This window comes from Rhodopseudomonas sp. RCAM05734 (assembly GCF_052658035.1).
Window position 1 is genome coordinate 6,561,483 of record NZ_CP199742.1, and the last position, 25,264, is coordinate 6,586,746.

At 63.9% G+C, this 25,264-nt stretch carries 23 protein-coding genes and 2 pseudogenes; 11 read left to right on the forward strand and 14 right to left on the reverse strand.

From position 1 onward, the window contains the following. Positions 1-97 precede the first annotated feature (97 nt). The 4 genes from dxs to ACUXVA_RS30965 all read left to right on the forward strand — a co-directional run bounded on the left by dxs (position 98) and on the right by ACUXVA_RS30965 (position 4,712). Positions 98-2,023, forward strand: coding sequence for a 1-deoxy-D-xylulose-5-phosphate synthase (gene dxs, locus ACUXVA_RS30950; protein ID WP_265082158.1), 1,926 nt, complete (start codon positions 98-100; stop codon positions 2,021-2,023). 149 nt (positions 2,024-2,172) lie between these two features. Next, a complete protein-coding gene (locus tag ACUXVA_RS30955) occupies positions 2,173-2,721 on the forward strand; it encodes a nucleoside 2-deoxyribosyltransferase (RefSeq protein WP_265082157.1) in 549 nt (182 codons plus the stop codon). A 1-nt stretch (position 2,722) separates the two neighbouring features. Continuing rightward, on the forward strand, positions 2,723-3,478 hold the full coding sequence (locus ACUXVA_RS30960; protein WP_265082156.1) for a TlyA family RNA methyltransferase: 756 nt from the start codon (positions 2,723-2,725) through the stop codon (positions 3,476-3,478). Then, the gene (locus tag ACUXVA_RS30965; RefSeq protein WP_265082155.1) at positions 3,471-4,712 is read left to right on the forward strand and encodes a class I SAM-dependent RNA methyltransferase; all 1,242 of its coding nucleotides are present in this window, start codon (positions 3,471-3,473) and stop codon (positions 4,710-4,712) included. The genes ACUXVA_RS30960 and ACUXVA_RS30965 overlap by 8 nt, the downstream gene beginning before the upstream one ends. Positions 4,713-4,986: 274 nt before the next feature. Here the strand turns inward: ACUXVA_RS30965 and ACUXVA_RS30970 are convergent, their stop codons facing one another. Then, the gene (locus ACUXVA_RS30970) at positions 4,987-5,826 is read right to left on the reverse strand and encodes a DUF1194 domain-containing protein (RefSeq protein WP_265082154.1); all 840 of its coding nucleotides are present in this window, start codon (positions 5,824-5,826) and stop codon (positions 4,987-4,989) included. 191 nt (positions 5,827-6,017) lie between these two features. On the opposite strand from ACUXVA_RS30970, the gene clpS reads away from it, so the two are divergent. Together clpS and ACUXVA_RS30980 are read left to right on the forward strand one after the other, a co-directional pair. Next, the gene (clpS, locus tag ACUXVA_RS30975) at positions 6,018-6,323 is read left to right on the forward strand and encodes an ATP-dependent Clp protease adapter ClpS (RefSeq protein WP_265082153.1); all 306 of its coding nucleotides are present in this window, start codon (positions 6,018-6,020) and stop codon (positions 6,321-6,323) included. Between the two features lie 132 nt (positions 6,324-6,455). Beyond that, positions 6,456-7,808 carry a GDSL-type esterase/lipase family protein gene (locus ACUXVA_RS30980; RefSeq protein WP_265082152.1) on the forward strand — a complete coding sequence of 451 codons (1,353 nt, stop codon included), beginning with the start codon at positions 6,456-6,458 and terminating at the stop codon, positions 7,806-7,808. 32 nt (positions 7,809-7,840) lie between these two features. Here ACUXVA_RS30980 and ACUXVA_RS30985 read toward each other — a convergent pair whose 3' ends face one another. The 4 genes from ACUXVA_RS30985 to fabI form a co-directional block, all read right to left on the reverse strand. Further along, positions 7,841-9,019, reverse strand: a complete 1,179-nt coding sequence (locus ACUXVA_RS30985; protein ID WP_265082151.1) for an adenylate/guanylate cyclase domain-containing protein — start codon at positions 9,017-9,019, stop codon at positions 7,841-7,843. Between the two features lie 83 nt (positions 9,020-9,102). Further along, positions 9,103-10,188, reverse strand: coding sequence for a chorismate synthase (gene aroC / locus ACUXVA_RS30990; protein WP_265082150.1), 1,086 nt, complete (start codon positions 10,186-10,188; stop codon positions 9,103-9,105). A 308-nt stretch (positions 10,189-10,496) separates the two neighbouring features. Beyond that, complete coding sequence (locus tag ACUXVA_RS30995) at positions 10,497-11,096, reverse strand: histidine phosphatase family protein (RefSeq protein WP_265082149.1); 600 nt, start codon at positions 11,094-11,096, stop codon at positions 10,497-10,499. A 155-nt stretch (positions 11,097-11,251) separates the two neighbouring features. After that, a complete protein-coding gene (fabI, locus tag ACUXVA_RS31000; RefSeq protein ID WP_265082148.1) occupies positions 11,252-12,070 on the reverse strand; it encodes an enoyl-ACP reductase FabI in 819 nt (272 codons plus the stop codon). A gap of 212 nt (positions 12,071-12,282) precedes the next feature. Between fabI and ACUXVA_RS31005 the strand changes: the two genes are divergently transcribed. Both ACUXVA_RS31005 and ACUXVA_RS31010 read left to right on the forward strand, forming a co-directional pair. After that, the gene (locus ACUXVA_RS31005) at positions 12,283-12,771 is read left to right on the forward strand and encodes a sigma-70 family RNA polymerase sigma factor (protein ID WP_265082147.1); all 489 of its coding nucleotides are present in this window, start codon (positions 12,283-12,285) and stop codon (positions 12,769-12,771) included. Positions 12,772-13,036: 265 nt separating this feature from the next. Further along, positions 13,037-13,806 (forward strand): annotated as a pseudogene (locus tag ACUXVA_RS31010) (anti-sigma factor family protein). A 174-nt stretch (positions 13,807-13,980) separates the two neighbouring features. Here ACUXVA_RS31010 and ACUXVA_RS31015 read toward each other — a convergent pair. From ACUXVA_RS31015 to ACUXVA_RS31045, 7 genes and pseudogenes are all read right to left on the reverse strand, one after another. Continuing rightward, entirely contained in the window at positions 13,981-15,690 is a 1,710-nt protein-coding gene (locus ACUXVA_RS31015) for an FAD-dependent oxidoreductase (protein ID WP_445490082.1), read from the reverse strand. 42 nt (positions 15,691-15,732) lie between these two features. Next, positions 15,733-16,173 carry a type II 3-dehydroquinate dehydratase gene (locus ACUXVA_RS31020; RefSeq protein WP_265082146.1) on the reverse strand — a complete coding sequence of 147 codons (441 nt, stop codon included), beginning with the start codon at positions 16,171-16,173 and terminating at the stop codon, positions 15,733-15,735. A gap of 32 nt (positions 16,174-16,205) precedes the next feature. Continuing rightward, complete coding sequence (locus ACUXVA_RS31025) at positions 16,206-17,501, reverse strand: TRAP transporter large permease (RefSeq protein WP_445490084.1); 1,296 nt, start codon at positions 17,499-17,501, stop codon at positions 16,206-16,208. Positions 17,502-17,505: 4 nt separating this feature from the next. Next, entirely contained in the window at positions 17,506-18,021 is a 516-nt protein-coding gene (locus ACUXVA_RS31030) for a TRAP transporter small permease (protein ID WP_265082145.1), read from the reverse strand. An 85-nt stretch (positions 18,022-18,106) separates the two neighbouring features. After that, positions 18,107-18,964, reverse strand: a complete 858-nt coding sequence (gene dctP, locus ACUXVA_RS31035) for a TRAP transporter substrate-binding protein DctP (RefSeq protein ID WP_445490087.1) — start codon at positions 18,962-18,964, stop codon at positions 18,107-18,109. A 246-nt stretch (positions 18,965-19,210) separates the two neighbouring features. Next, positions 19,211-19,879 (reverse strand): GntR family transcriptional regulator, encoded by a 669-nt coding sequence (locus ACUXVA_RS31040; RefSeq protein ID WP_445490089.1) that lies wholly within the window; start codon positions 19,877-19,879, stop codon positions 19,211-19,213. 146 nt (positions 19,880-20,025) lie between these two features. Further along, positions 20,026-20,694, reverse strand: a pseudogene (locus tag ACUXVA_RS31045) (GntR family transcriptional regulator); the annotation flags it as partial. A gap of 167 nt (positions 20,695-20,861) precedes the next feature. Between ACUXVA_RS31045 and ACUXVA_RS31050 the strand changes: the two are divergent. Next, positions 20,862-21,524, forward strand: coding sequence for a hypothetical protein (locus tag ACUXVA_RS31050; protein WP_445490091.1), 663 nt, complete (start codon positions 20,862-20,864; stop codon positions 21,522-21,524). 1 nt (position 21,525) lies between these two features. Further along, a complete protein-coding gene (locus ACUXVA_RS31055) occupies positions 21,526-22,935 on the forward strand; it encodes a M24 family metallopeptidase (RefSeq protein WP_320109714.1) in 1,410 nt (469 codons plus the stop codon). A 23-nt stretch (positions 22,936-22,958) separates the two neighbouring features. Here the strand turns inward: ACUXVA_RS31055 and ACUXVA_RS31060 are convergent, their stop codons facing one another. Both ACUXVA_RS31060 and ACUXVA_RS31065 read right to left on the reverse strand, forming a co-directional pair. Beyond that, positions 22,959-23,933 carry a J domain-containing protein gene (locus ACUXVA_RS31060; protein ID WP_265082142.1) on the reverse strand — a complete coding sequence of 325 codons (975 nt, stop codon included), beginning with the start codon at positions 23,931-23,933 and terminating at the stop codon, positions 22,959-22,961. A 142-nt stretch (positions 23,934-24,075) separates the two neighbouring features. Beyond that, positions 24,076-24,567 (reverse strand): RT0821/Lpp0805 family surface protein, encoded by a 492-nt coding sequence (locus ACUXVA_RS31065; RefSeq protein WP_413776497.1) that lies wholly within the window; start codon positions 24,565-24,567, stop codon positions 24,076-24,078. Between the two features lie 42 nt (positions 24,568-24,609). On the opposite strand from ACUXVA_RS31065, the gene pdxH reads away from it, so the two are divergent. Then, positions 24,610-25,257 (forward strand): pyridoxamine 5'-phosphate oxidase, encoded by a 648-nt coding sequence (gene pdxH, locus ACUXVA_RS31070; RefSeq protein ID WP_445490094.1) that lies wholly within the window; start codon positions 24,610-24,612, stop codon positions 25,255-25,257. Positions 25,258-25,264 lie beyond the last annotated feature (7 nt).

Here is a 25,264-nt window from a genome sequence, read left to right on the forward strand (position 1 = left end):
CCAGTTCAGGGGCAGCGAATGTCCGGATGGATTTGCCGCGTGGCAGACTCAACCGACGCCAGACGCCGCCCAAGACATGTAAAATTGGAATAACGCCGTGACCGATTTTAGTAAGACGCCGCTTCTCGACACCATCCGGACTCCGGAAGACCTGCGCAAGCTGAAGGTCGAACAGATCCGCCAGGTTGCCGACGAACTGCGTCAGGAGACCATCGACGCGGTGTCGGTGACCGGCGGCCATTTCGGCGCCGGCCTCGGCGTCGTCGAACTGACGACCGCCCTGCACTACGTCTTCGATACGCCGCGCGACCGGCTGATCTGGGATGTCGGCCATCAGGCCTATCCGCACAAGATCCTGACCGGGCGCCGCGACCGCATCCGCACCCTGCGCACCCCCGGCGGCCTGTCCGGCTTCACCAAGCGCACCGAGAGCGACTACGATCCGTTTGGCGCCGCGCATTCCTCGACCTCGATTTCCGCCGGCCTCGGCATGGCGGTGGCCCGTGACCTGTCGGGCGGCAAGAACAACGTTATCGCCGTGATCGGTGACGGCGCGATGTCGGCCGGCATGGCCTATGAAGCCATGAACAATGCCGGCGCGATGAATTCCCGCCTGATCGTCATCCTCAACGACAACGACATGTCGATCGCGCCACCGGTCGGCGCCATGTCGGCCTACCTGTCGCGCATGTATTCCGGCAAGACCTACCGCTCGCTGCGCGAAGCCGCCAAGCAGCTCGGCAAGCACCTGCCGAAGGTGATCGCCGACCGCGCCGAACGCGTCGAAGAGTATTCCCGCGCCTTCATGGCCGGCGGCGGCACCCTGTTCGAGGAACTCGGCTTCTATTACGTCGGCCCGATCGACGGTCACAATCTCGACCACCTGCTGCCGGTGCTGCAGAACGTCCGCGACATGCAGACCGGCCCGATCCTGGTCCACGTGGTGACGCAAAAGGGCAAGGGCTACGGTCCGGCCGAAGCCGCCGCCGACAAATACCACGCGGTGGTCAAGTTCGACGTGGCCACCGGGACCCAGGCTAAATCCAAACCCAATGCGCCGGCCTATCAGAACGTGTTCGGCCAGAGCCTGGTGAAGGAAGCCGAGAAGGACGAGAAGATCGTCGCCATCACCGCGGCGATGCCGTCGGGCACCGGTGTCGACATCTTCAACAAGGCATTCCCCAAGCGCACCTACGACGTCGGCATTGCCGAGCAGCATGCGGTGACCTTCGCCGCCGGCCTTGCGACCGAGGGCTTCAAGCCGTTCGTCGCGATCTACTCGACCTTCCTGCAGCGCGGCTATGACCAGATCGTCCACGACGTGGCGATCCAGAACCTGCCGGTGCGCTTCGCCATCGACCGTGCCGGCCTGGTCGGCGCCGACGGCGCCACCCATGCCGGATCGTTCGACAACGCCTATCTCGGCTGCCTGCCCAACTTCGTCATCATGGCGGCGTCCGACGAGGCCGAACTGGTGCACATGGTCGCCACCCAGGTCGCCATCAACGACCGCCCGAGCGCGTTGCGCTACCCGCGCGGCGAAGGCCGCGGCGTCGATATGCCGGAAGTCGGCATTCCCCTGGAAATCGGCAAGGGTCGCATCGTCCGCGAGGGCAGCAAGATCGCGCTGCTGTCGTTCGGCACCCGCCTCGCCGAATGCGAGAAGGCCGCCGATGAACTGGCGACCTTGGGGCTGTCCACGACCGTCGCCGATGCGCGCTTCATGAAGCCGCTCGACGAGGACATGATCCTCAAGCTGGCGCGCGACCACGAAGTGCTGCTGACCATCGAGGAAGGCTCGATCGGCGGCTTCGGTTCGCATGTGATGCAGTTGCTGGCCGAACACGGCATGCTCGACGGCGGCCTGCGGATGCGCTCGCTGGTGCTGCCGGACGAATTCCAGGATCACGATTCGCCGGCTGCCATGTATGCCTATGCCGGTCTCGACGCCAAAGGCATCGTGAAGAAAGTGTTCGACGCCCTCGGCAAGGACTTCAAGGCCGAGACGGTGAAGCTGGCTTAAAAGAGTACGACGCATACTCCGTTGTCATCGCCCGGCCTGCACGCGATTGCGCGCCAGGGCCGGGCGATCCAGTAAACTCGGATAGCGCGGTGTATACTGGGTCACCCGGTCAAGCCGGGTGACGACATACGAGCCCGGCGGCGAGACACATGAAGATCTACCTCGCAGGCCCCGACGTGTTTCTGCCGGACGCCGTTGATATGGGGCGTCGCAAGGTCGAGGTTTGCGCCCGCGCCGGTCTCACCGGCCTCTATCCGCTCGACAACCTCGTCGATCTCTCCGCTCGCGATGCGTCGCTAAACATCTTCCGCGGCAACGAGGCCATGATGAACGAGGCCTGTGCGATCATTGCAAATCTGACGCCGTTTCGCGGCCCCGGCGCCGATGCCGGCACGGTCTATGAGCTCGGCTACATGGCCGGGCGCGGCAAGCGCTGTTTTGCCTATTCCAACGATCCCGCGCTGTATGTCGACCGCGTCAGCCGGATAAGCGCGGTGACGGCGCAGGACGGCCGCCTTGTCGATGCCGACGGGCTGACCGTGGAAGATTTCGGCCATACCGACAATCTGATGATGATCCATGCGCTGGAGTTGCACGGCGCGCCGCTGGTGGTGCCGCAGGTCCGCCCTGACGACCTCTGGCACGACCTCACTGCGTTCGAGGCCTGCGTGCAGCTTGCCGCGCGTTCGTTGCGCTGACATGGCCAAGCGCAGCATCAACACCCCGACCCCGCGAAAACGCGCCGACCTGCTGCTGGTCGAGCGCGGCCTGTTCGAGAGCCGCGCCCGCGCGCAGGCGGCGATCGAGGCGGGCCTCGTCACCGCCGACGACAAACTGGTCGCGAAAGCCTCGGAGAGCATTGCCGAGGATGCCGCGATCCAGGCAGAGCCCGCGCATCCGTTCGTCTCGCGCGGCGGCGTCAAGCTGTCCGGTGCGCTGGAGCGCTACCCCATCGAGATCGATGATCACGTCTGCCTCGACGTCGGCGCCTCCACCGGCGGCTTCACCGAAGTGCTGCTGGCCAACGGCGCCAGCATGGTGTTCGCCATCGATGTCGGCCGCGGCCAGTTGCACCCTTCGCTGCACGGCCACCCGAAGATCGTCTCCATGGAAGAGACCGACATCCGCGGCTACGAGAACAAGCGACTGCCGGCGCGGCCCGACGTGGTGGTGATCGATGTCAGCTTCATCTCGCTGAAGGCCGTGCTGCCGGTGGCGTTGTCGCTGGCGGCGTCGCCGATGCACCTGCTGGCGCTGATCAAGCCGCAGTTCGAGGCGCAGGGCAAACACGGCAAGCGCGGCATCATCAAGGATGCAGCGGTTCATCAGGAAGTGTGCGACGACATCGTGGCGTTCGCAACGTCACTCGGCTGCGTCGATATCGACGTCTTCCCTTCCTCCATCACCGGCGGCGACGGCAATGTCGAATTCTTTATCGGAGCACGCCGTGGATGAACACCTGACTATCGATCACGTCGGCCAGCGCGGCGACGGCGTCGCCTATGCCGGCGGCAACACCGTGTTCGTGCCTTACACGCTCGGTGGCGAGACCGTCGAGGCCGGGCCGGTCCACGGCCATCCCGACCGCCGTACCCTGATCCGCGTCGATAGCGCGAGCCCCGAGCGAATTGAACCGTTCTGCCCGCATTTCGGCGCCTGCGGCGGCTGCGCCATCCAGCACTGGCAGGCCGCGCCCTATCAGGCGTGGAAGCGCCAGATCGTGGTCGACACCCTGGCCCATGCGAAGATCGCCTGCGAAGTCGCGCCCCTGATCGATGCGCACGGCGCCGGCCGCCGCCGCATGACCGTGCACGCCCGCAAGGGCACCCATGACGTGCTCAAGGTCGGCTTCACCGCCGCCGGCTCCCACGACATCGTCCCGATCGACCATTGCCCGATCCTCGATCCGGGCCTCGAGGGCGCCCTCAACGCCGCCTGGGCGCTGGCCGAGCCGCTGGGGCTCGCCAACGGCAAGCCGCTCGACATCCAGGTTACCGCCGCCAATAACGGCCTCGACGTCGACGTGCGCGGCTCCGGACCGTTGCCGACGCCGCTGATCGCCAAGCTGTCGAGGATCGCTGAAGAACACCGACTGACGCGCCTGACCCGCCACGGCGAGCTGGTGCTGATGCGTGCGCCGCCGGTGATCACCATGGGGACGGCGCAGGTGGTGCTGCCGCCCGGCTCGTTCCTGCAGGCCACCCGCGCCGGCGAGGACGCCCTGGCCGCGCTGGTGCTGGGCTATTGCAAGGGATCGAAAATCATCGCCGACCTGTTCTGCGGCGTCGGCCCGTTCGCGCTGCGGCTCGCGGCGAAGTCGCGCGTCTCGGCGTATGATTCCGACGAAGGCGCCATCCTGTCGCTGCAGCAGGCGGCAAAGGACACCTCGGGCCTGAAGCCGATCAAGGCCGAGGCCCGCGACCTGTTCCGGCGACCGCTGGTGCCGCAGGAATTGCGCGACTTCGATTGCGTCGTGTTCGATCCGCCGCGCCAGGGTGCGCAGGCCCAGGCGGAGAAACTCGCGGCCAGCAAGATCGCGACCGTGGTCGCGGTGTCATGCAACGTGCAGAGTTTTGTGCGCGATGCCAAAATCCTGATCGACGGCGGTTACAAGATGGAGAGCGTGACCCCGGTGGACCAGTTCCGCCACACGCCGCATGTGGAGCTGGTGGCGAGGTTCAGGAGGTAGAGCGGCCCCTTGCTTCCCCTCTCCTCCAGCGCAGCGAAGCTGCGCGCCGCGGGAGAGGGTGCATAGGCGGCCTGCGGCCGCCGTTCCAAAACATAAACGCCGATGCAACGCATCGGCTGTGGCGCAGCGAAGGCGGGAGAGGGTTTTGCCACACGCCCGGTCTTAAAGAGCCCCCTCTCCCGTCTTGAACACGCTACGCGTGTTCAATCCACCCTCTCCCACCTGCGCGCAGCTTCGCTGCGCTTGGGGGAGAGGGGAAAGAAAGCAAGCTCCCCTACCTTCCCCACCGGTCCTGCCAGATCTTCTCGCCGATCAGACAGTTGACCCGCGGCGCCTTGCTGGCATCGGCCACCGGCACGACGCGACGTTCTGGTGTGCGGCCGGCGACTTCCATCACCAGCTTGGTGCGGATGGCTTCCTTGAACTTGTCGCGGTCCTTGATGGTGATCACGAACGAGCCGGGGCCGCCGACGACGCAATCCTCGTAGTACAGATCGAGATTATCGATATCCATGGTCGAGAACGACGGCTCCTTCACCATGATCGGCAGCCCGTTGATCACGATGCCCTTGGCGAGAGCCTCGTCGCGCGCGATGGTCACCGGCGCGCCGTTGTTGTTGGGGCCGTCGCCGGAAATATCGATGACCCGGCGCAGGCCGTGCCAGGAATTCTCGTCGAACAGCGGCATGGCGAAATTGATGGCGCCGGAAATCGAGGTCCGCGACGCGCGCCGGATCGGCGTCTTCATGATCTCGGCGGCCACGGCATCGGCGGATTCCGGACCTTCGATCACGCGCCAGGGGATGATGATCTTCTGGTCGCTCGATGCAGCCCATTCAAAATAGGTCACGGCGATGCGGCCGTTGGGCCCGGTCATCAGCGCCGAGAGAAATTCCTTGGAGATGATGGCCTGGGCATAGCCCTCGCGCTGGATCGCCAGTTCCTCCATGTCCATCGAGTAGGACACGTCAACGGCGAGCACCAGTTCGACATCGACGGTGGGGTCCGGCCGGCCCTGCACCGGCTGCGGTTTCGGCGCGGCAAAGCTGGCGACGTCGCCTCCGGCTATTACTCCGGCGACAAGCACGGCTCCAATCGAGACACACCAGCGCATAGCGGTCCTCCCGTCGAGAGTCGGATCGTGACACGCAAATGACCGCCCGCAAAGCGGGAACCAGCGCCTGCTATCACATTTCAAGTCAGGGATGCATGATTGCCTTGGCGGTCGCCTCGGATCGACAGCCCGGCAACGGTGCGATTATAATGCGCGCCGGACCCGCTCCGCATATTGGAGTTGCCGCCGCAATGCCCGAGACCGTTGTCAAACCACGCAGCAAGGCCAAGCCCAAGGTCGAACGGCCGAAGCTCTACAAGGTCATCCTGGTCAATGACGACTTCACGCCACGCGAATTCGTGGTGCGCGTGCTGCAGGGCGAATTCAGGATGACCGAGGACCAGGCCCACAAGGTGATGATCACCGCGCACCGGCTCGGCGTCTGCGTGGTGGCGGTGTTCACCAGGGACATTGCCGAGACCAAGGCCACCCGTGCCACCGACGCCGGCCGCGCCAAGGGCTACCCACTCCTATTCACGACAGAGCCTGAAGAGTAGAGCGCGCCCGGAAGCTTTCGCGGCGATGCGGAACGGCTCGGCCGAGGGCTTCATCGGCGCAACATGATTTGGCAAACCGCGAGCGGCTGCACTAGGCTGCAACGCGATAAAAAGAAACCACGGGGAAATGCCATGCTGAAGCGGATCGCGACACTTTCAACGCTGCTGCTCCTTGCGCCGCAACTGGCGGCAGCCGAGAGCGCGACAAAATGGGTCGTGAGCTGGGCCGGCTCGGCCCAGGGGCCGTATCCGGTCGGCAATCCCTCGGCGCAGCCCGACCTGAAATTCGCGTTTCCCTCTCCTGCCGCCGGTGCGCGCGACCAGACGTTCCGCCTGATCGTGCGGCCCTCGGTGTGGGGACGGCAGGCCAGGATTCGCCTCACCAACGTGTTCGGAACCCAGCCGCTGAGCGTCGACGGCGTGTTCGCCGGATTGCAGCTCGGCAGCGCAGCGATCGCCAAGGGGACCAACCGGCCGGTCACCTTCGCCGGCAAGACGGCGGTCACCGTGCCGCCGGGCCAATCGATCTGGAGCGATCCGGTCGCTCTCACATTCGTTCGCGATCCGGATGCCGCCGACCTCGCTGGACGCAAGCTTGCGGTGAGCTTTCATGTCGCCGGCGACAGCGGTCCGATGACCTGGCACGCCAAAGCCCTGACCACTTCCTACGTCACGACGCCCGGCGCCGGCGCCAGGGGCCATGACGAAAGCGAGGCGGCGTTTCCCTTTGCCACGGCGTCCTGGTTCTTAATGGACGCGGTGGAGATGAAGATGCCGGCCGACAGCTTTGCGATCGTGGCCTTCGGCGATTCGATCACCGACGGCACGGCATCGAGCATGAACGGCGACGATCGCTGGCCCGACGTGCTGGCGCGCCGGCTGGCCATGCAGCATGGCAACCGGGTTGCCGTGGTCAATGCCGGTATCGGCGGCAATCAGGTCGCCGGGCCGTCGGAATATGGACCGCTGAAGCCGTTCGCGGGCGGCCCCGCCGCCGAGCAGCGGCTCGATCGCGACGTGCTCGGCCTGTCTGGCGTGTCCGCCATGATTTGGCTCGAGGGCATCAACGACTTCAGCAAGAACGGCAACGCCTCGGCCGATCAGGTGATGGACGCCTACCGGCGCAGCATCGCGCATCTGCGCAAGGCTCGCCCGGACCTGCGCATTCTCGGAGCCACCGTGGTCAGCGCGCTCGGCAGTTCGAGTGCCGCGCACGGATCGACGGAGCAGGATGACAAGCGCAAGGCGCTGAACGATTTCATTCGCAGCTCGAAACTGTTCGACGGCGTGATCGATTTCGACAAGGTCGTGACCGATCCGCAAAGCGGCGGCCTCAAGGCGGAGTTCGTGCCCGAAAGCACCACCGGCGGCCCCGGCGACAAGCTGCATCCGAACCGAACCGGCTATCTGGCGATGGGACAGGCGATCGACCTCAAGCTGATGATGCCCAAGGAGACCGAAAAGCCGTCAGCCGCGAAACGCTGAGGGCTCATCCCGCAGATGAGGGCGCGGCAAGGTCAAGAGAACGGTGTCTCATCCTCGCGGCCGTAGACATGCTGGGCTTCCGCAAAGCCGGCGATGGGGAATTCGCCGAGTTCGTGCCAGCCGTCGCTGCAGATGCTCGCGAAGGCCGATGAGGCGACAATGGTGCGGTGGAGCTGTCCGGCAAGCTTTTCCAGCCGCGCCGCGAGATTGACCGCCGGGCCGATGCAGGTGAAGTCGAGCCGGTTGCCGCCGCCGATATTGCCGTAAAGAAGCCTGCCGACATGCAGCGCGACGCCGAAGCGAAAGCGCTCGCGGGTCTCGCCGGTCAGGAACTCCATGGCATCGACGGCCGCGCGCGCCTCGTTCGCCGCGTCGAGAACATGTCCGCACACGGCCTTCGCATCGCCGTCACCGGCAATGGGAAATACGGCGAGCAAGCCGTCACCCATGAACTTCAGCACCTCACCGCCATGCTTCAGGATCGCGGCGACCTGGCAATCGAAATACAGATTGAGAATCTCGACCACCTGCTCGGCCGGCAGCCGGTCCGACAGCGCAGTGAAGCCGCGCAGATCGGACAGCCAGATCGCCGCCTCCATGGTCTCGGTATGGCCGCGGCGGATCTGCCCGGCGAGAATGCGCTCGCCGGCGCGGGGGCCAACATAGGTATCGAGGAGTGTGGACGCGGTGCGGCGCAGGCCGATCACTTCAATCAGCCGGGTCAGCGGCGGCACCAGCCGCTTGAGATCGGCCAGTTGCTCCTCGGTGAAGCCGCCCGGCTGTTTGGTGGTCCAGCTCGACGCATGCACCATGCCATCGACGAACAGCAGCGGCAGCGCGATGTATTCGGTGACGCCCTCGGCGCGCATGTCATCGAAGAACGAAAAACTGTTGTTGCCGGGATTGTCGAGCCGGCAACGCACCTCGACGCCCTCGTGGAATACGACCGCCAGCGGGCTCCGCTTGAACTCCGGCGATTCCTGGATATCGAAATCCACCGACCCGATAGTCACCTCCTCGCCGGAGCGCCAGATGAAATTGCGGCCGAAGATCTCGGGGTGCAGCGTGCGAATGAACACGCCGACGCGCCACAGCGGCAGGCCAGCGGCAACCAGCCGGTTGCAGCACTCTCCCATCATGTCGGCAGGCCTCGGCGTCGATCGCGCGCCGTCGGTCAGCCAGTCGGTGATATCCGAGATGGTGGTGGTCAATGCTACAACCTCAAGCTCGGGCTCGTTTCCTGGATCTGCGAAGCAGCACTTCGTGCTGCGTCGCGTCCGGGGAACGAGGGAGCCTAGCCCACCTGCCCGCGATGGCGCAAAAAGTGATCGGCCAGGACACAGGCCATCATCGCCTCGCCGACCGGCACGGCACGGATGCCGACGCAGGGATCGTGGCGGCCCTTGGTCAGGATGTCGGTGTCGGCGCCGGAGCGGTCGACGGTCTTGCGCGGCGACAGGATCGACGAGGTCGGCTTGACCGCAAAGCGCGCCACCACCGGCTGGCCGGTGGAGATGCCGCCCAGGATGCCGCCGGCATGATTGGAGAGAAACGAGGCCCCGTGATTGGTCATGCGCATCTCGTCGGCATTGTCCTCGCCCGACAGTTCAGCCGCGCCAAAGCCGTCGCCGATCTCGACGCCCTTGACGGCATTGATGCTCATCAGCGCCGCCGCCAGTTCGCCATCGAGCTTGGCGTAGATCGGCGCGCCTAGCCCGGCCGGCACGCCCTCGGCGATCACTTCGATCACTGCGCCGATCGACGACCCGGATTTTCTGATACCATCGAGATAGTCGGCGAAGAAGGCGGCCTTGTCCTTGTCGGGGCAAAAGAACGGGTTGTTGCCGATCTCGTCCCAGTCCCAGTTGTCGCGGTTGATCTTGTGCGGGCCCATCTGCACCAGCGCGCCGCGCACGACCGTGCCCGGCACGATCTTGCGCGCGATGGCGCCGGCGGCGACGCGGGTCGCAGTTTCCCGCGCCGAGGAACGGCCGCCGCCGCGATAGTCGCGCAACCCGTATTTGGCCTCATAGGTGAAGTCGGCGTGACCCGGACGAAACTTGTCCTTGATGTCGGAATAGTCCTTGGAGCGCTGGTCGGTGTTCTCGATCATCAGCGCGATCGGCGTGCCCGTGGTCACCTGTACGCCGGTCTCCGGATGCGCCATCACCCCCGAGAGAATTTTGACGATGTCGGCTTCCTGGCGCTGCGTCGTGAAGCGCGACTGGCCGGGTTTGCGGCGGTCGAGATCGGCCTGGATGTCTTCCACCGCGAGCGGCAGCAGCGGCGGGCAGCCATCGACCACGCAGCCGATCGCCGGCCCATGGCTCTCGCCGAAGGTGGTAACCCGGAACATGTGACCGAAGGTATTGAAGGACATGGGGAAATTCGCCCGGGGTCAGGTGTGGCTTCGTGGGTTGCCAAATCTGCAACCAGACATCTGGTAACGCGGGTGGTCCGAGGGGTCAAACGCCGCCGCAGCGGGGACTCTTCCCTCTCCCACAAGCGCGGCAACGCCGCGCGCAGGCGGGAGAGGGTGGCGCGGACGAAGTCCGCGACGGGAGAGGGGGCGGCCACCAACGCCGGAGAATGCCGCACTCCCCCTCTCCCGGCCGCGCTGGCGCGCGTCCACCCTCTCCCACCTGCGCAGCTTCGCTGCTTGGGGGAGAGGGGAAAGAAGAAGACGCCTCAGCTATACTTCGCCAATCCATTCTCGCTGAACACATACACCGCGCCCTGCTCGATCGGCATCTCGGCGGCGCCGGCGATGGTCTCGACGCCGAGCGCCACCATCAGGGCCCGCGCAGTACCGCCATGAGCCACCGCGACGGTGTCGCCGGTCAGGCTGTCGACCCAGTCGCGCATCCGCAGCGTCACCTCGGCGTAGCTCTCGCCGCCGGGCGCGGGCAGTTCCCATTTGTCGAGCAGGCGCGCCGCGAACAGTTCGGGATGCGACGCTTCCTGCTGCTGCAGCGTGGTGCCTTCCCAATGGCCGAAGCCGATCTCGCGCAACCGGTCGTCGAGCGCATAATCCTCCGCCGGCAGACCGAGCTGGCCGCGCACGAATTCCATGGTCGAGCGGGCCCGGCCGAGCGGGCTGGACACGAAACCGAAGTCGCCCGGTGTGTGGCCGTGCCGCGTCATTAGATCTTTCAGAATGCCGCCGGCATGGGCGGCCTGCACGCGGCCGAGATCGTTGAGCGGAATGTCCTGCGAGCCCTGGAAACGGCCCGCGGCATTCCACGCGGTCTGGCCGTGGCGGATGTAGTAGATGACAGGCATGGGCATGGAAGAGCTCTGCAATTCGTAAACGTCACCCGAGCCTGAACGCCATTGCATTCAGGCGAGAGGAGCGGCGCAGCCGCGTCTCGAAGGGCGACGGCGATGAACAGCATCCGTCGAGGCGTGCCGAAGACGGCGCGCGCTTCAGGATGACGGTGGTGCTAGTCTTTATTGAGCGAAATATCCGGCGCGTCCGGGCGCTTCATGCCGACCACATGGTAGCCGGAATCGACGTGGTGCACCTCGCCGGTGACGCCGCGCGACATGTCGGACAGCAGGTACAGCGCGCTGTCGCCGACCTCGTCGATGGTCACGGTACGGCGCAGCGGCGAATTGTACTCGTTCCATTTCAGGATATAGCGGAAGTCGCCGATGCCCGAGGCGGCCAGCGTCTTGATCGGGCCGGCCGAAATGGCGTTGACGCGGATGTTCTGCTCGCCGAGATCGGCGGCGAGATAGCGCACGCTGGCCTCCAGCGCCGCCTTGGCGACGCCCATCACGTTGTAATGCGGCATCCATTTCTCGGCGCCGTAGTAGGTCAGGGTGATGATCGAGCCGCCCTCGGTCATCAGCTTCTCGGCGCGTTGCGCGATGGCCGTCAGCGAGTAGCAGGAGATCAGCATGGTCTTGGAGAAATTCTCCGCAGTCGTCTCCACATAGCGGCCGTCGAGCCCGTCCTTGTCGGAAAAGGCGATGGCGTGGACCACGAAGTCGATCTTGCCCCACTTCTCCTTCAGCACAGCGAAGACCGCATCCATGCTGGCGGGGTCGGTGACGTCGCAATGGCCGAGCACCAGGCCGCCGAGTTCCAAAGCCAGCGGCTCGACCCGCTTTTTCAGCGCGTCGCCCTGGTAGGTAAATGCGATCTCCGCGCCCTGGGCGTGGCACGATTTGGCAATGCCCCAGGCGATCGACCGGTTGTTGGCCAGGCCGAGAATAACGCCGCGTTTGCCCTTCATCAGGCCTGTGGGTTCAACCATGTGGTGTCCTGTCCGCTTGAAATTCAGCCTTTCGGGGTACACCAGCGGCCCTGCCCGGTACAGCCCAAATGCGCCGGGCAGCCCCCCGTTTACCGTTCCGCGTCAATGCCGGAATAGATGAGCGGCCAAGGTGTTATGACTGGCATGAGCGCCATTTCCGGACCGCCGCTGCAGGATCACCCCTTGGCCCGTCTGCCCATGACATCACAGCCATGAGCGCGTTTCGCGAGAGCGTGGAAAGCATGATCCCGGCCCTGCGCCGCTATGCGCGAGCGCTGGCGCGCGATGCCGACATCGCCGACGACCTGGTGCAGGACACCCTGGTGCGGGCGCTGCGCTCGGAAAGACTGTTCATCGGCGGCGACCTCAGGAGCTGGCTCTACACCATCCTGACCAATCTCAACCGCAACCGGCGCCGCTCGCTGGCGCGGCGGCCTGTGATGACCGAGCTGTATGACAACAATGCCGACGCGTCCGGCACGGAGGCCGAGGGCCGCGACATCGCCCGCGCGCTGGCGTCGCTGGTCGAGGACCAGCGCTCGGTGCTGTTGCTGGTGATGCTGGAAGGGCTGAGCTACCGCGAGGTCGCCGACATCCAGGGCGTGCCGATCGGCACCGTCATGAGCCGCCTCGCCCGCGCCCGCGCCCATGTGAAAGCCTATCTCGAAGGCGCCCGCCCTGCGCTGCGGAGTGTGAAGTGATGGGGATGGTCATGCAACACGTCCTGCTTTCTTGCTTCCCCTCTCCTCCGAACGCGGCCAAGCCGCGTTGGGCGGGAGAGGGTGGATCGAAGGCGCGAAGCGCATTCGAGCCGGGAGAGGGGGAGCGACAGAGCGCTGGGCTTGCCCCCTCTCCCGTCCGCGCTGCGCGCGGCCACCCTCTCCCGCCAGACGCAGCTTCGCTGCGCCCGGGGGAGAGGGGAAAAAGAAGCCGTGCCACTATCATTTTGCACACGAGACCACGCCGATGACCGAACCCAACATGCCCGTCACCGAAGACGAACTGCACGCTTACGTCGACAACGAGTTGCCGGCGGAGCGGGGGGCGATGTCGAGGCGTGGCTCGCCGCGCATCCCGACGAGGCCGCGCGGGTGCAGTCATGGCGGGCGATGGCCGAGACGCTGCATGCGCGCTACGATTCCGTCGCCGACGAAGCCGTGCCGAAGCGGCTGGAGATCGACCGGCTGGTGCAGCAACCGCGCCGCTGGGTCTACGGCGCCATCGCCGCCACGCTGGTGGCCTTCGTCGCGGGCGGCAGCACCGGCTGGCTAGCGCGCGGCGCCACCGCTTCGCCCTCGGCGTTCCGGCATTTCACCGTCGATGCGCTGGACGCCCATCGCCTCTACGTGGTCGAGGTTCGCCATCCCGTCGAGGTCGCAGGCTCCGAACGCGCGCATCTGCAACAGTGGCTGTCGAAGCGCGTCGGCTACGAGATCAAGGCGCCGGAGCTCGAAGGCAGCGGGCTGAAGCTGGTGGGCGGCCGGTTGCTGCCCGGCCCGGAAGCCCCGGCGGCCTTCTTCATGTATGAGAGCCAGAGCGGCGAGCGCTACACTCTGTACACCTCGCGCGCCACCACCGACGCCACGCAGATGCGCTACGCCGCGCAGGACAAGGACGGTGCATTGTTCTGGGCGGAAAAGGGAGTCGGCTACGTAGTCAGCGGCCCAACCGACAAGGACCGACTGAACCAGGTGGCGCGGCTGGTCTATGACCAGACCGAGAAGAGCGGGGGATAGGGCGAACAGCGCTTGCTTTCTTCACCCTCCCTTTTCAAGGGAGAGACTCGAGCGCGCCGCCGGGCGTTCGAACTGGCGCGGCAAAGCAAAGTCCGCTCCGCGTCAGAAGCGAACGCAGAGATGCTGCACGGGCAGGCAATGAGGCTTTCAGCTCGCATCCGATTGAAAGCCATCTCATCCGCTTCCGTATTCGTGTCTCGCGGCATGCATGGCCACTCGCCAGCCAAAGACCAGCGCAGGCCCGAGCGTAGCCCCAGGGCCTGGATACGTGCCACGAAAGACAGAGACCGAGTCGTTGCCACATGCATACAGGCCAGGCACCGGGCCGCCACTCTGCGCGATCACGCGACCATTCTCGTCCGTTGCGATCCCTGCACTGCTTGCAAGATCTGCGGGGTAGACAGCAACCGCGTAGAACGGCCCCGGGCCTATCTCTCGCAGGCACGGATTTGGCCCGTTTGCCGGATCTCCGTTGATCCTGTTTAGGTCCGTCGATCCTCGCCCGAAATCTTCGTCGACGCCGGCGGCGGCGTGGCGGTTGTACCGCCCGACGGATTGCCCGAGTTCGCCAGGGTCAATCTTCGGCTGTATTGCCAACGCAGCAATAGTCTCGGCTTCGATGAGATACCCGGCCTCGATGAAGCGTTTCAGCTTCGTCGTTCCCGGCAAAACCAGGCCAATGCCGTAGTCGTGAATGAACCGTCGGTCGCACACCAGGAAAGACGGGACCGAAGGAACCGTCTCATTTGACTTGAGCATGCCCACGCAGAAGTCATGATAGGAATTGGCCTCGTTCACGAAGCGCCTGCCCGCGCTGTTAACGGCTATCAATCCGGGCTTTGCGCGATCGAGCACAATGTGCGGATAGACAGATGTGGTGCCATCCGGCTTTGTCAGGACAGAGCAAGGCATCCAGAGGCCGGCGCTTTCCGTTGCGTCATCGAGTATCGCCCCAATCCCGCAGGCGGCATCGATGCCGTCTCCCGCGATCTCCGGCGAAGCAAGCGACAACGCAGGCACCGGATTGGGAAACATCTCTTCGCGCAAATGACGGCTCCAGCCTATTCCGCCTGTTGCCAGAACCACGCCTCGCCTTGCACGAACGCGAATGTCTCCCTTCGCATCGGCGATGACGGCACCCACAACCGCCCCGTCGACCGCGATGAGTTCGCGCATCGGCGCGTCATAACGTATAGGTACATCCAAACGTTTCAGGCTCATCAGCAGCCGCGCGACCAACGCATTTCCCATAATAAGCCTGGTGCCGCGGCGATAGCGGATGAGATCCTTCATGTAGCGCGCGACCATGCGGGCGACATGCAGAAAGGCCCGCATGGAGCCGAACGGCTTGAGTAGGAGCGGCAAATCCGCCTTTCCGACCATCATCCCGCCAAATGCCATGAATTCCGAACGCGGCGGACGTACGCGGATGAAATCATCGCCAAGCGAACGACCGTCAAACGGCAACGTGCCAAGGGCACGCCCGCCAAAGGCCGCGCCGGGACGATTGCCGAGATAATCGGGATGGGCGGTGGCCGCGGCGAAGGCGACGTCGGTATTTTCCTCGAGATAGTCGAGAACGGCCGGGCCGCTCTGCAAAAAGGCCTCCCGTAACTCTACTCCTTCATTCCCGCGAATGACGGAGTTCAAGTAGGTGCGCGCGGCCTCGACTGAATCTGGAACGCCGGCCCAGGCGCTCTGTCGGCTGCCCGGAATCCAAACCGTGCCTGCGGACGTCGATGCGACGCCACCCACCATATTCGATTTCTCGCAGAGCAGCACGTCGAGCCCTTCAAGGCTCGCGACAAGAGCAGCGGTCATTCCTGCAGCGCCGGCTCCGACCACCAGCAGATCGACCGTCAAATCCCATGAACGATTGGTCATCACGGAGCTCTGCGCGCAGCACCTGAAGGACGACGGCCCAGGCTAGGCCTCCTGCCCCATCTCCGCGATCGCCCGCACGGCGGCGACATAGCCCTTGGTCCCCAGACCCGCTACGACCGCGGTGACGACCGACGACATGAGAGACTTGTGATATATCGGTTCGCGCCTGTGAATATTCGAAATGTGAAGCTCGATAATCGGGCCGGGAAACATTTTCAGCGCGTCCATGATCGCCATCGACGTGAAGGTGAAGGCAGCCGGATTGATGACGATCCCGGCCGCCTCGTCGTCGATGGCCTCGTGAATCCAATCGATCAGTTCGAACTCCCTATTCGATTGACGAAATGCGACGGGCTGGCCGGGCACGGCCTGGCGACACATCTCCTCGACTTCAACCAGAGTCGTGGTGCCGTAGATTGCCGGTTCGCGCTTGCCGAGACGATTGAGATTTGGCCCGTTGAGGACATAGATCGGCTTGGTCATGGCAGCACCCTCGCGACGATTTCGTACAATGGTCACCCCTTGTAGCCAAGCTGCCTGGGCAGCCACAGGACCGTCTCAGGGACGAAAGTGATCAGCATCAGCACCGCCAGGGCCGCCAGGATGAACGGGATCGCTTCACGTACGATGGCGCCCAACGGTTGTTTGGTCATGTTGGCGATGATGAACAGCAGCAGACCGTAAGGCGGCGTCAGCAGTCCTATCATGATGTTGACCACAACGACCACGCCGAACTGAACAAGGTCGACGCCGAGCGCCTTGGCGGTCGGGATGAAGATCGGCACGATCACCAACAGGATGGTGCTGCCTTCGAGCAGACAGCCGAGGATCAGCAGCACGATGTTGACGAGCAGCAGGAAGCCCATGGGGCTGAGATGGAAGCCGCTCATGAACACCTGAAGCGAATTCGGGATGTTCTCGATCGTGACCACGTAGTTGAAGACCAGCGCACCGGCGATCAGGATGCCGACCGACGTCGTGGCCTTGGAACTCGACAGGATCGCGTCATAAAGCTGCCGCAGCGACAGCGAGCGATACAAAAGGCTCGACACCAGCAAGGCGTAGAGCGCAGCCGCGGCCGCCCCCTCTGTGGGTGTCATGACGCCGCCATAGATTCCGAACAGCAGGATCACCGGCAGCATCAGGGCGGGAAACGCCTTGACGGTGATGCGCGGGATCTCCCGCATCGGCACCGGCGGCTCGACCGGGAAATCGCGGCGATACGAAATCATAGTATTCATGATCATGAAAGCCAGGCCGAGCAGCAGCCCGGGGACAACGCCGCCCAGAAACAGGAAGCCGATCGAGGCGTCCGACACTAAGGCATACAGCACCATCGGAATCGACGGCGGAATGATCGGGCCAATAATCGCCGCGGAGGCAGTGATGGCGCCGGCGTAGGCGATCGGGTACTTGCCCCCTTTGGTCATCATGCCGATGATGATGCGGCCGATCCCGACGGCATCGGCGATAGCCGATCCGGACATGCCGGCGAAAATCACGTTCGACACGACATTGACGTGTCCAAGGCCGCCGCGAAACCGGCCGACCAGCACGAGACAGAACTGCAGCAGGCGATCGGTGAGCGTGCCGACATTCATCAGGTCGGCAGCGAGGATGAACAGCGGCACCGCCAGCAGCACGTAGCTGTTGAACAAGCCGTTGAGGATCTGTTCGGCGGCGGTGCCGAGATCGAGGCCGGCCAGCAGCAGATAAAAGACCGAGGCGACGATCATGGAGTGACCGATCGGCAGGCCAAGCACGCCGAGGCCGACGATCATCAAAACGCACATGGAAAACGGAGTCGTCATCAGATCAATCGCTCAATTGGGCAGGATCGGTCGAAGGCGACGGGCCGCCACGAATTGCATTCCAGACCAGCCAGACATAGCGGCACAGGCAGGCGACCGCGAAAATCACGTAGATCGCATACAGATAGTTCATCGGAATCTTCAGGTAGGCCGACCGCTCCACCTTCATGAAGGCCACGTATTTGTAGGCCGCAGGAAGTGAGATGCCATAGAGCGCGATGAGGATCAGGCCGGACACGATGGTGAAGATGCGGCGCACCTTCTCCGAGACTGCGCTGTAGAAAATATCGAAGCGAACTTCTTCCTTTTCGGAAATCAGGAACGCCGCGCCCCACAGCACGGTCCAGATCCAGCACAGAATGCTGACTTCATCTGTCCAGCCCACCGGCGCATTCAGGATGTATCGGGAAAAAATCTGGACCAGGAAGCTGACGAACATCAGGAACAGAAGCAGCACCGCGACATTCTCTGCACGGCCGCGCAACCAGTGCAGCGTTCTTATCAAATTGCCCTGGTCCACGCGCCAACCCTGCTCACACTTATGAAATATAGTCGCCGTCCCGGCTGGCCCCAAAGTAACCTCAAGGGCCAGCCCCGCCCGTCGGTTACGCGATGGCGTTGATCTTCTCGAGCGCGCCCTTCGGCCAATCGTTGCCGTACTTGTCGAGATACTTCTTTTGCGCAAAGGCACGGAATGCGTTGAGGTCCGGCACATAGACCTTCTTGCCTTCCGCCTTGAAGGCCTCGACTGCTGCCGTTTCCTGGGCAATCGTCTTGGCCGTGCAGTCGTCGATCGCCTTCTCGGCGGCGGCGCGGAACTTGGCCTGCTGATCGGCCGGCATGGCATCCCAGACCTTGGTCGAGATGCACATGACGTCGTAGCCCATCACATGCCCGGTCAGCACGAACTGCGAGGTGACTTCGTCGAACTTCATCAGCTTGCTGGCCACCAGCGGGTTGTCCTGGCCGTCGATCGTGCCGGTCTGCAACGAGGTATACACCTCGGCATAGGCGACTGGGGTCGGGCTGGCGCCAATCGATTCGCCAAGAAACTGCCAGAACTCGCCGGGCGGCATCCGCAGCTTGATTCCCGAAAGGTCGGACGGCCCTTTGATCACCTTGTCGGGCTTCAGATTGACGTGTCGCGCGCCAAAATACACCGGCATCAGAACTTCGATGCCAAGTTGGTCGCGTGCCAGCTTGATGAATTCCTTGCCGACATCGCTCTTGAAAGTCTTTTTGACATGGTCGGCGTCGCGGAACAGATAGGCCGATGTCATCAGCGACCAGGCCGGGATCTGCTTTGAAATGTCCGCCGGCGCGAGGTTGCACATTTCGAGATTGCCACGCTGCATAGCGACAAGTTCGGTGCCCTGCTTGAACAGCGTATTGCCCCAGAATGGTTCAAAGTCGAAATCGTCTTTAATGGCGACGCCAAAAGCCTTGTAGGCTGCGCCGCGCAAGTCCTGTTCGGTGAAAGCGGAACTGAACCGCAGCTTCTTTTTGGACTGCGCCCTCGCGCCTGACGACGCCAAGAGCAAGGCGGATGCGCCTGTCACAAGTGCGCGTCGCCGCGTCATCTCCCGAGCCATCGTTATCCTCCCCAATTGATCGGCCCTTGCGGCCATTGGGATGAATAATGCCCAAACAAAATCCGGATGCAACGATTAATTGAAAAATATAAGATAATTCTTAAAACATATGACAGGCTAAGGAAGCTCATTGGCGGCCAGAGCATGCCGGAGACCGCCCTCGACATGGGTATCGAGAATCGCCTGGGCGGATCTGGCATCCCGCTGCAACGCGCAGTCGAGCAGGCGGCGATGCTCGTCGACGGCAACGTCCCCGCGAAAGCCGAGCGAGATCATCTGGTAGCGCAAGTACTTCTCAAAGACGGCAGCGTGAGTTTGCATCAACAGGCCAGAGCCACACGCCGAAACCAGCGCCTGGTGAAATTGCCAGTCATATTGCTTCCAGATCTCGGTCACGCCGAGTTCGCCGGATTGCATCCGGTCCTCCATCATCGCTAGCTTGTGGTGAGCCGCAACGACGCGCGCCTCCCAATCGATATCGCCCTGGGCGAACGACTGTTCGAGGGCGTGCTTCTCGAGAAGCTGCCGCAGCGCTGCGACCTCCTTCAGGTTCTGCGCCGAAATCGGCGCGACTTCGAACCCCCGCTGGCCTTCGGCAACAACCAGCTTTTCGGATGAAAGCCTGCTCAGAATTTCCCGAAGCGTGCTGACGCTGGTTTGGTATTCCGCGCGCAGCAAATCCAGCTTGAGCTTCCGGCCAGGGGCTAGCTTGCCGAACAGAATGTCACCGCGGATGCGCTTGTAGGCGACCTCGCCGGCTGTTGCGATTGCGGAGGAAGCGGTCATTTGGCTGGCCTTCTTCGCGGGACGGCTGATCGGTTGCGGGACACGCGCTGGGCCTCCGCCGATTTCGGAACATTGCGTTCCGGTTTCACCGCCCTGCTCCGGCTTGACAACGGCCGCCCTGCAGGCAGCGACATGCCGACGCCGGGCAGATCACCTCGCGCTACGGCGGCTTCAACACAGCCTTCGACATGCTGAACGAGCACGGACTTCGCCCGCCCGACGTCGCGTTTCAGGGCGCAATCGAGCAGCGTCCGATGCTCACGCGCCGCAATGCCGCCACGGTAGATCTCAAACACCATCTGGTAGCGGAGGTACTTGTCGTAAATGGACGCGTGGGTCTCCAGCAGCACCTCCGATCCGCAGGCGGAAACAAGCGATTGATGAAATTCGCGATCGTAGTTTTTCCAGCGCTCGGCGGCCGTACGATCGCCCGCGGCGACTTCGTCTTCGAGACGCGCAAGCTTGTGGTGCGCCGCAACAACGCCGCCTTCCCATTCGAGGTCTCCGGCTGCAAACGACGCCTCCAGAGCCGCGCATTCGAGCAGCAGCCGCATCGCTGCGACCTCACGAAAGCCGGTCGAAGAAACTGACGCGACTTCAAAGCCGCGTTGCCCTTCCGCAGCGACAAAACCGTCTGAACACAGGCGATTGAGGATCTCGCGCAGCGTGCTGGCGCTGACGCCATAGGTCTGCCCCACCGAGTCCAGGCGCAGTTTCTGGCCAGGCGCGAGCCGGGCAAAGATGATGTCGTTTTTCAACTGCCTGTAGAGAGCGTCGCCGACCGTTTCGGTTTCGGCAATCTGTTGAGCAAACATCAGGCAAATTCCCGTTAGCTACCGACGCACGCGATATAAAGGCGGTCGTCTCGTCGACAATCATTACACCATACGATTGTAAAATTGCATGAGATAAATTAGACCCGCATCCGCCTGCAGCAAAAAACTCGGGCGTATCTGGGTTTCGATCAGGGAAGGCAACCTCAATGAGCGTGAAAGGATCAGGTTTTCTGGCGATCTGGAGCGACGTTCTTCCCGATCAGGAGACCGACTACCTGCATTGGCTGACCCGCGAACATGCCGCGGAGCGCGTCGGCATTCCCGGCTTTCTCGGTGTCCGGATCTTTCGCGCCAGGTCACCGTCGCTCTGCAGGTATTTCATCCTTTACCGCTTGCTGGATGCGGCGGTCGTCGGCAGCGCGCCCTATCTCGAACGTCTCAATGCGCCGACGCCTTGGTCACAACGCATCATGCCGATCCTGCAGAATTTCGTGCGCGGCGGCGGGACCATTACCATGGAACAGAGCACGGGAAACGGCGCCATGATCGTCCCGGTGATCTGTGGCGCAGCCGACCTCGAGTCCGTCCGAACGGTGTTGCCGGCGGTGCGGGCGTGCGATCGCATCGTCTCGGCACGGCTGCTGGAAGTCGAGCAAGGCGACACGCTGATCGCGACCAAGGAAAAGTCGATCCGCCGCGACGACCGATCGTTCGAGGCCCTGCTGGTTGTCGAGGCTCTGGATGATGCCAGCCTGGACGCCGCACTGGGCATCCTCAACGGTGTCGCCAGCGGCCTCGGCGCGGATACGCTGCGCTTCGACCAGATATTTGCCCTGGATTATGTAGACCTGACGACGGAAGCGGCGTGACATGTCCATCAGTTCGACAGACGAGGCTTCGCACGCAACGTCAACGGATCGTCCGCGCTTTACCGAGAAGCTGGACAAATATCTGGATGATGCCGACCTCGACCTGTTGATCGTCACCTCGAAACACAATGTGCGCTACCTGCTCGGCGGCCATCATCATCACTTCTTCGACTACACCGACGCCATCGGCGTCAGCCGCTACCTGCCGATCCTGGTGTACCCAAAAGGCGGCTGGGAAAACGCCGCCTACTTCGGAAACCGCAACGAGAAGGACCAGATTGCGGCTCGCCGCCAGGAGGGTCACGGCCTTTGGGTGCCCAAAGTTCAGGCCGCCGCGTCGGGTACGCTCGACGCGATGGCACTTGCCGTCCAGCATATCCGCGCGCTCGGCATCACACCTGCGCGCATCGGCATCGAAGCGGCATTCCTGCCTTGGGACGCCGCATCGAGCCTGCAGCAGGCGTTTCCCAATACGGCGCTGGTGGATGCATTGCGACCGCTAGAACGGCTCCGCGCGGTAAAGACGCCTGCCGAGCTGGCGCTGCTCGAGCGGGCCTCCGATCTCGTCGTCGACGCAATGATTTCGGTGGCGCAGGGGCAGCGGCCCGGCGTGCGCAAGCGCGAGATCGTTGAAGCCTTGCGGCTGGCGGAAGTCGAACGCGGCCTTGTCTTCGAATACGGCCTGCTGACGGTGGGGACCCATTTGAACCGTGCGCCGACCAACGACGCCTGGGACGCCGGACAGATCATGTCGATGGATTCCGGCGGCAATCTGGACGGATACATCGGCGATCTCTGTCGCATGGCTATTCTCGGCGAGCCCGACAGTCAGTTGGAGGATCTTCTCGCGGAGGTCCGCGCGATCCAGGACATAGCACGATCCGCGGCCAAGGTGGGCATTCGCGGCGGCGATGTGTTTGCCGCCGGCCAGGCGGCGATGCGCGCTTCACCGTCGGGTGCATCGCTGACGTTTGTGGCCCATGGCATGGGGCTGGTCAAGCCACGAAGCGCCCCGCCTCACCGCCAGCGGACCGATCCCCTATCCCGCGTCCGACGCCGATCTGCCGCTGGAAGCCGGCATGGTGCTCTCGGTCGAAACGACGATGCACCATCCCACGAGCGGCTTCATCAAGCTGGAGGATACGATCGCCGTGATGCAGGAAGGCAGCGTCGGTTACGGAGATTGCGCGCGCGGCTGGATCTGCTGCGGCGGCAACGTCGACGCCTCGCAAGTTTAAGCGTGAGGCTGAGGAACTTCGCGCAAATTCCGCGATACGTCGTCGCCCGTGAGGAATGCGAAAGCGCCTGTCAATCCGGGCCGGTTCGTTTTGCAGGTCTTGAATTCTGCAACAAAGCCGCGGCTCTTCCGCGGCTTTGTTGCGTTTGGGATTCTCTTTTGGGTGATTTGTAAGGAGAGCGTCAGAAATTCCGCCGCTATCGCTCGAGATCGCTGCGCGGATTGTACGGCTTGTTATCGCGCCATTTTTCCATCAGCGCTTCTAGCTCGGCGTCGTGGCCATCCGGTAGCATCACGCGGGTGGTGTAGTAGAGGTCGCCGGCGCTGCCGCCCGGCTTCGGCATGCCTTTGCCCTTGAGCCGAAAATTGCGGCCGCTCGAGGTGTTCTTCGGGATCGACAACTCCACCGCGCCCGACAGCGTCGGCACGCGCACCTTGGCGCCGAGCACGGCTTCATACAGCGTGATCGGCAGCTCGACGCGCAGGTCGCTGCCGTCCACCTTGAAGAAGGCATGCGGCGCGATGCTGATGGTGATCAGTAGGTCGCCGGGCCGATGGTTCGGCGCGGTGTCACCCTGCCCCTTCAGCCGGATCTGCTGGCCGGCGGTGACGCCGGCCGGGATCTTGACGTTGAGCTCCTTGCCGGTGGACAGCCGGACGCGCTTCTCGGCGCCCTGGACCGACTCTTCCAGCGTCACCGACATGGTGACGTTGAGGTCGAGGTCGGGCGCGACAAAGCCGCCGGTATCGTATTCGAAGCCCTGCGGGCCGCCGCGGGCGCCGCGTGCCTGAGCGCCGCCGAACATGCTGTTGAGGATGTCCTCGAAGCCGCCGCCACCGCCGCCGGGAAAGCCCTGCGCGCCCGGTCCGCCGCCAAAACCCTGCTGGAATCCGCGCGGCTGACTACGACCGCCGGCAGCGCCGCCGCCGGGAAAACCCTGGAAGCGCGGCTTGCCGTCGGCATCGATCTCGCCGCGGTCGAACTGCTTGCGCTTGTCCTCGTCGCCGATGATCTCGTTTGCCGAGTTCACTTCCGAAAAGCGCTCTGCGGCCTTCGGATCTTTCTGGTTGTTGTCAGGGTGATGCTTCTTGGCAAGCTTGCGGTAGGCGCTCTTGATCGCCGCAGCGCTGGCGCCCCGCTGCACCCCCAAGACCTCATAGGGGTCGCGCATCCGTCTCAACTCCTTCAGGATAAAAAACAGAAGGCGGGCAACCGGCCCGCACCTCTTTCGACAGGCCAACGGCCTGCCGGGGTGTCATCTGGTATCTTCGTGGCATTTTTGCAACGGGGGGCGCAAGGGCGGCGCTGCGAAATCAGCTCCGCTTCCATGGCTTCAGGGTGTGGACGTCCCAGCGGCCACGCTCGGCGCGGCAGGCGGCGCCCTGCAGCCAGCTTTCCGAGGTGCCGTTGACGTAGCTGGCGAGAAAATCCCGGCAGGTGCGGCCTTCGGCGGTATAGGGGCTGGCCAGCGGGGTCACCGAGCCGCGGGCGCCGGTGGAGGGATTCTCCCACGGCTGGCTGGAATCCTTGCCGCCCTTGGTCAGCACGTCGGAGGCGGCCGTGCGGGCAAAGGCCAGGTCGGCATCGGTGGGTTCGGTCCCGGAGGTCGGCTTCAGCGGCGTGACCGAGCCGGTGACGTCGCCGCCCTCCATCCGGGCGAAGGCGGAGTCGTTGCGGCCAATGCTGCAACCGCCGAGGCCGAAGCCGATTAGAATTGCTGTCAGTGCCACGCCGAGCGAACCGATCGCCGGTAGGCCAATGCGTTGCCGTACCCTATATAGGTCGGACCTATTCAGGGAGCGCAACACGCTCTGGTACGCACGCGGACGCAAATCGGAACTCCGGACATGACCGACACAACCATCAAACACCCAAGCCAGTTAACGTCCGGTGATTTTACGGCGGCAGAGGAGCCGTTTTCCCTGTTCGCCGAATGGTTTGCCGAGGCGGTGACCGGGGAGCCCAACGATCCCAACGCCATGGCGCTGGCGACTGTCGATCCCGACGGCCTGCCCGACGTCCGCATGGTGCTGATGAAGGGCTACGACGCCGACGGCTTCGTGTTCTACAGCCACATCGCCAGCCAGAAGGGCCAGGAGCTCGCTGCCAACCCCAAGGCCGCGCTACTGTTTCACTGGAAGTCGCTGCGCCGCCAGGTGCGGATCCGCGGCCCGGTCACGCCGGTGACCGCCGAGGAGGCCGACGCCTATTTCGCCTCCCGGCCGAAACAGGCGCAGATCGGCGCCTGGGCCAGCAAGCAGTCGCAGCCGCTGGAAAGCCGTTTCGCCTTCGAGCAGGCCATTGCCAGGGAAGCCGCGAAGCATCTGATCGGCAGCGTGCCGCGGCCGCCCGGCTGGACCGGCTGGCGGATCACCCCCCAGCGCTTCGAATTCTGGCACGACCGCCCTTTCCGACTGCATGACCGCATCGAATTCCGCCGCGACGGCGCCGATGCGACCGACAGCGCGTGGACCAAAGTGAGGCTCTACCCGTGAGCTCCGA

Excerpts from the sequence above, each read along its gene's own strand:
- ACUXVA_RS30955 (WP_265082157.1), top strand. The coding sequence starts at position 2,173 with ATGAAGATCTACCTCGCAGGCCCCGACGTGTTTCTGCCGGACGCCGTT.
- ACUXVA_RS30960 (WP_265082156.1), top strand. The coding sequence starts at position 2,723 with ATGGCCAAGCGCAGCATCAACACCCCGACCCCGCGAAAACGCGCCGAC.
- ACUXVA_RS30970 (WP_265082154.1), bottom strand. The coding sequence starts at position 5,826 with ATGCGCTGGTGTGTCTCGATTGGAGCCGTGCTTGTCGCCGGAGTAATA.
- clpS (WP_265082153.1), top strand. The coding sequence starts at position 6,018 with ATGCCCGAGACCGTTGTCAAACCACGCAGCAAGGCCAAGCCCAAGGTC.
- ACUXVA_RS30980 (WP_265082152.1), top strand. The coding sequence starts at position 6,456 with ATGCTGAAGCGGATCGCGACACTTTCAACGCTGCTGCTCCTTGCGCCG.
- aroC (WP_265082150.1), bottom strand. The coding sequence starts at position 10,188 with ATGTCCTTCAATACCTTCGGTCACATGTTCCGGGTTACCACCTTCGGC.
- ACUXVA_RS30995 (WP_265082149.1), bottom strand. The coding sequence starts at position 11,096 with ATGCCCATGCCTGTCATCTACTACATCCGCCACGGCCAGACCGCGTGG.
- fabI (WP_265082148.1), bottom strand. The coding sequence starts at position 12,070 with ATGGTTGAACCCACAGGCCTGATGAAGGGCAAACGCGGCGTTATTCTC.
- ACUXVA_RS31005 (WP_265082147.1), top strand. The coding sequence starts at position 12,283 with ATGAGCGCGTTTCGCGAGAGCGTGGAAAGCATGATCCCGGCCCTGCGC.
- ACUXVA_RS31015 (WP_445490082.1), bottom strand. The coding sequence starts at position 15,690 with ATGACCAATCGTTCATGGGATTTGACGGTCGATCTGCTGGTGGTCGGA.
- ACUXVA_RS31020 (WP_265082146.1), bottom strand. The coding sequence starts at position 16,173 with ATGACCAAGCCGATCTATGTCCTCAACGGGCCAAATCTCAATCGTCTC.
- ACUXVA_RS31025 (WP_445490084.1), bottom strand. The coding sequence starts at position 17,501 with ATGACGACTCCGTTTTCCATGTGCGTTTTGATGATCGTCGGCCTCGGC.
- ACUXVA_RS31040 (WP_445490089.1), bottom strand. The coding sequence starts at position 19,879 with ATGACCGCTTCCTCCGCAATCGCAACAGCCGGCGAGGTCGCCTACAAG.
- ACUXVA_RS31050 (WP_445490091.1), top strand. The coding sequence starts at position 20,862 with ATGAGCGTGAAAGGATCAGGTTTTCTGGCGATCTGGAGCGACGTTCTT.
- ACUXVA_RS31055 (WP_320109714.1), top strand. The coding sequence starts at position 21,526 with ATGTCCATCAGTTCGACAGACGAGGCTTCGCACGCAACGTCAACGGAT.
- ACUXVA_RS31060 (WP_265082142.1), bottom strand. The coding sequence starts at position 23,933 with ATGCGCGACCCCTATGAGGTCTTGGGGGTGCAGCGGGGCGCCAGCGCT.
- pdxH (WP_445490094.1), top strand. The coding sequence starts at position 24,610 with ATGACCGACACAACCATCAAACACCCAAGCCAGTTAACGTCCGGTGAT.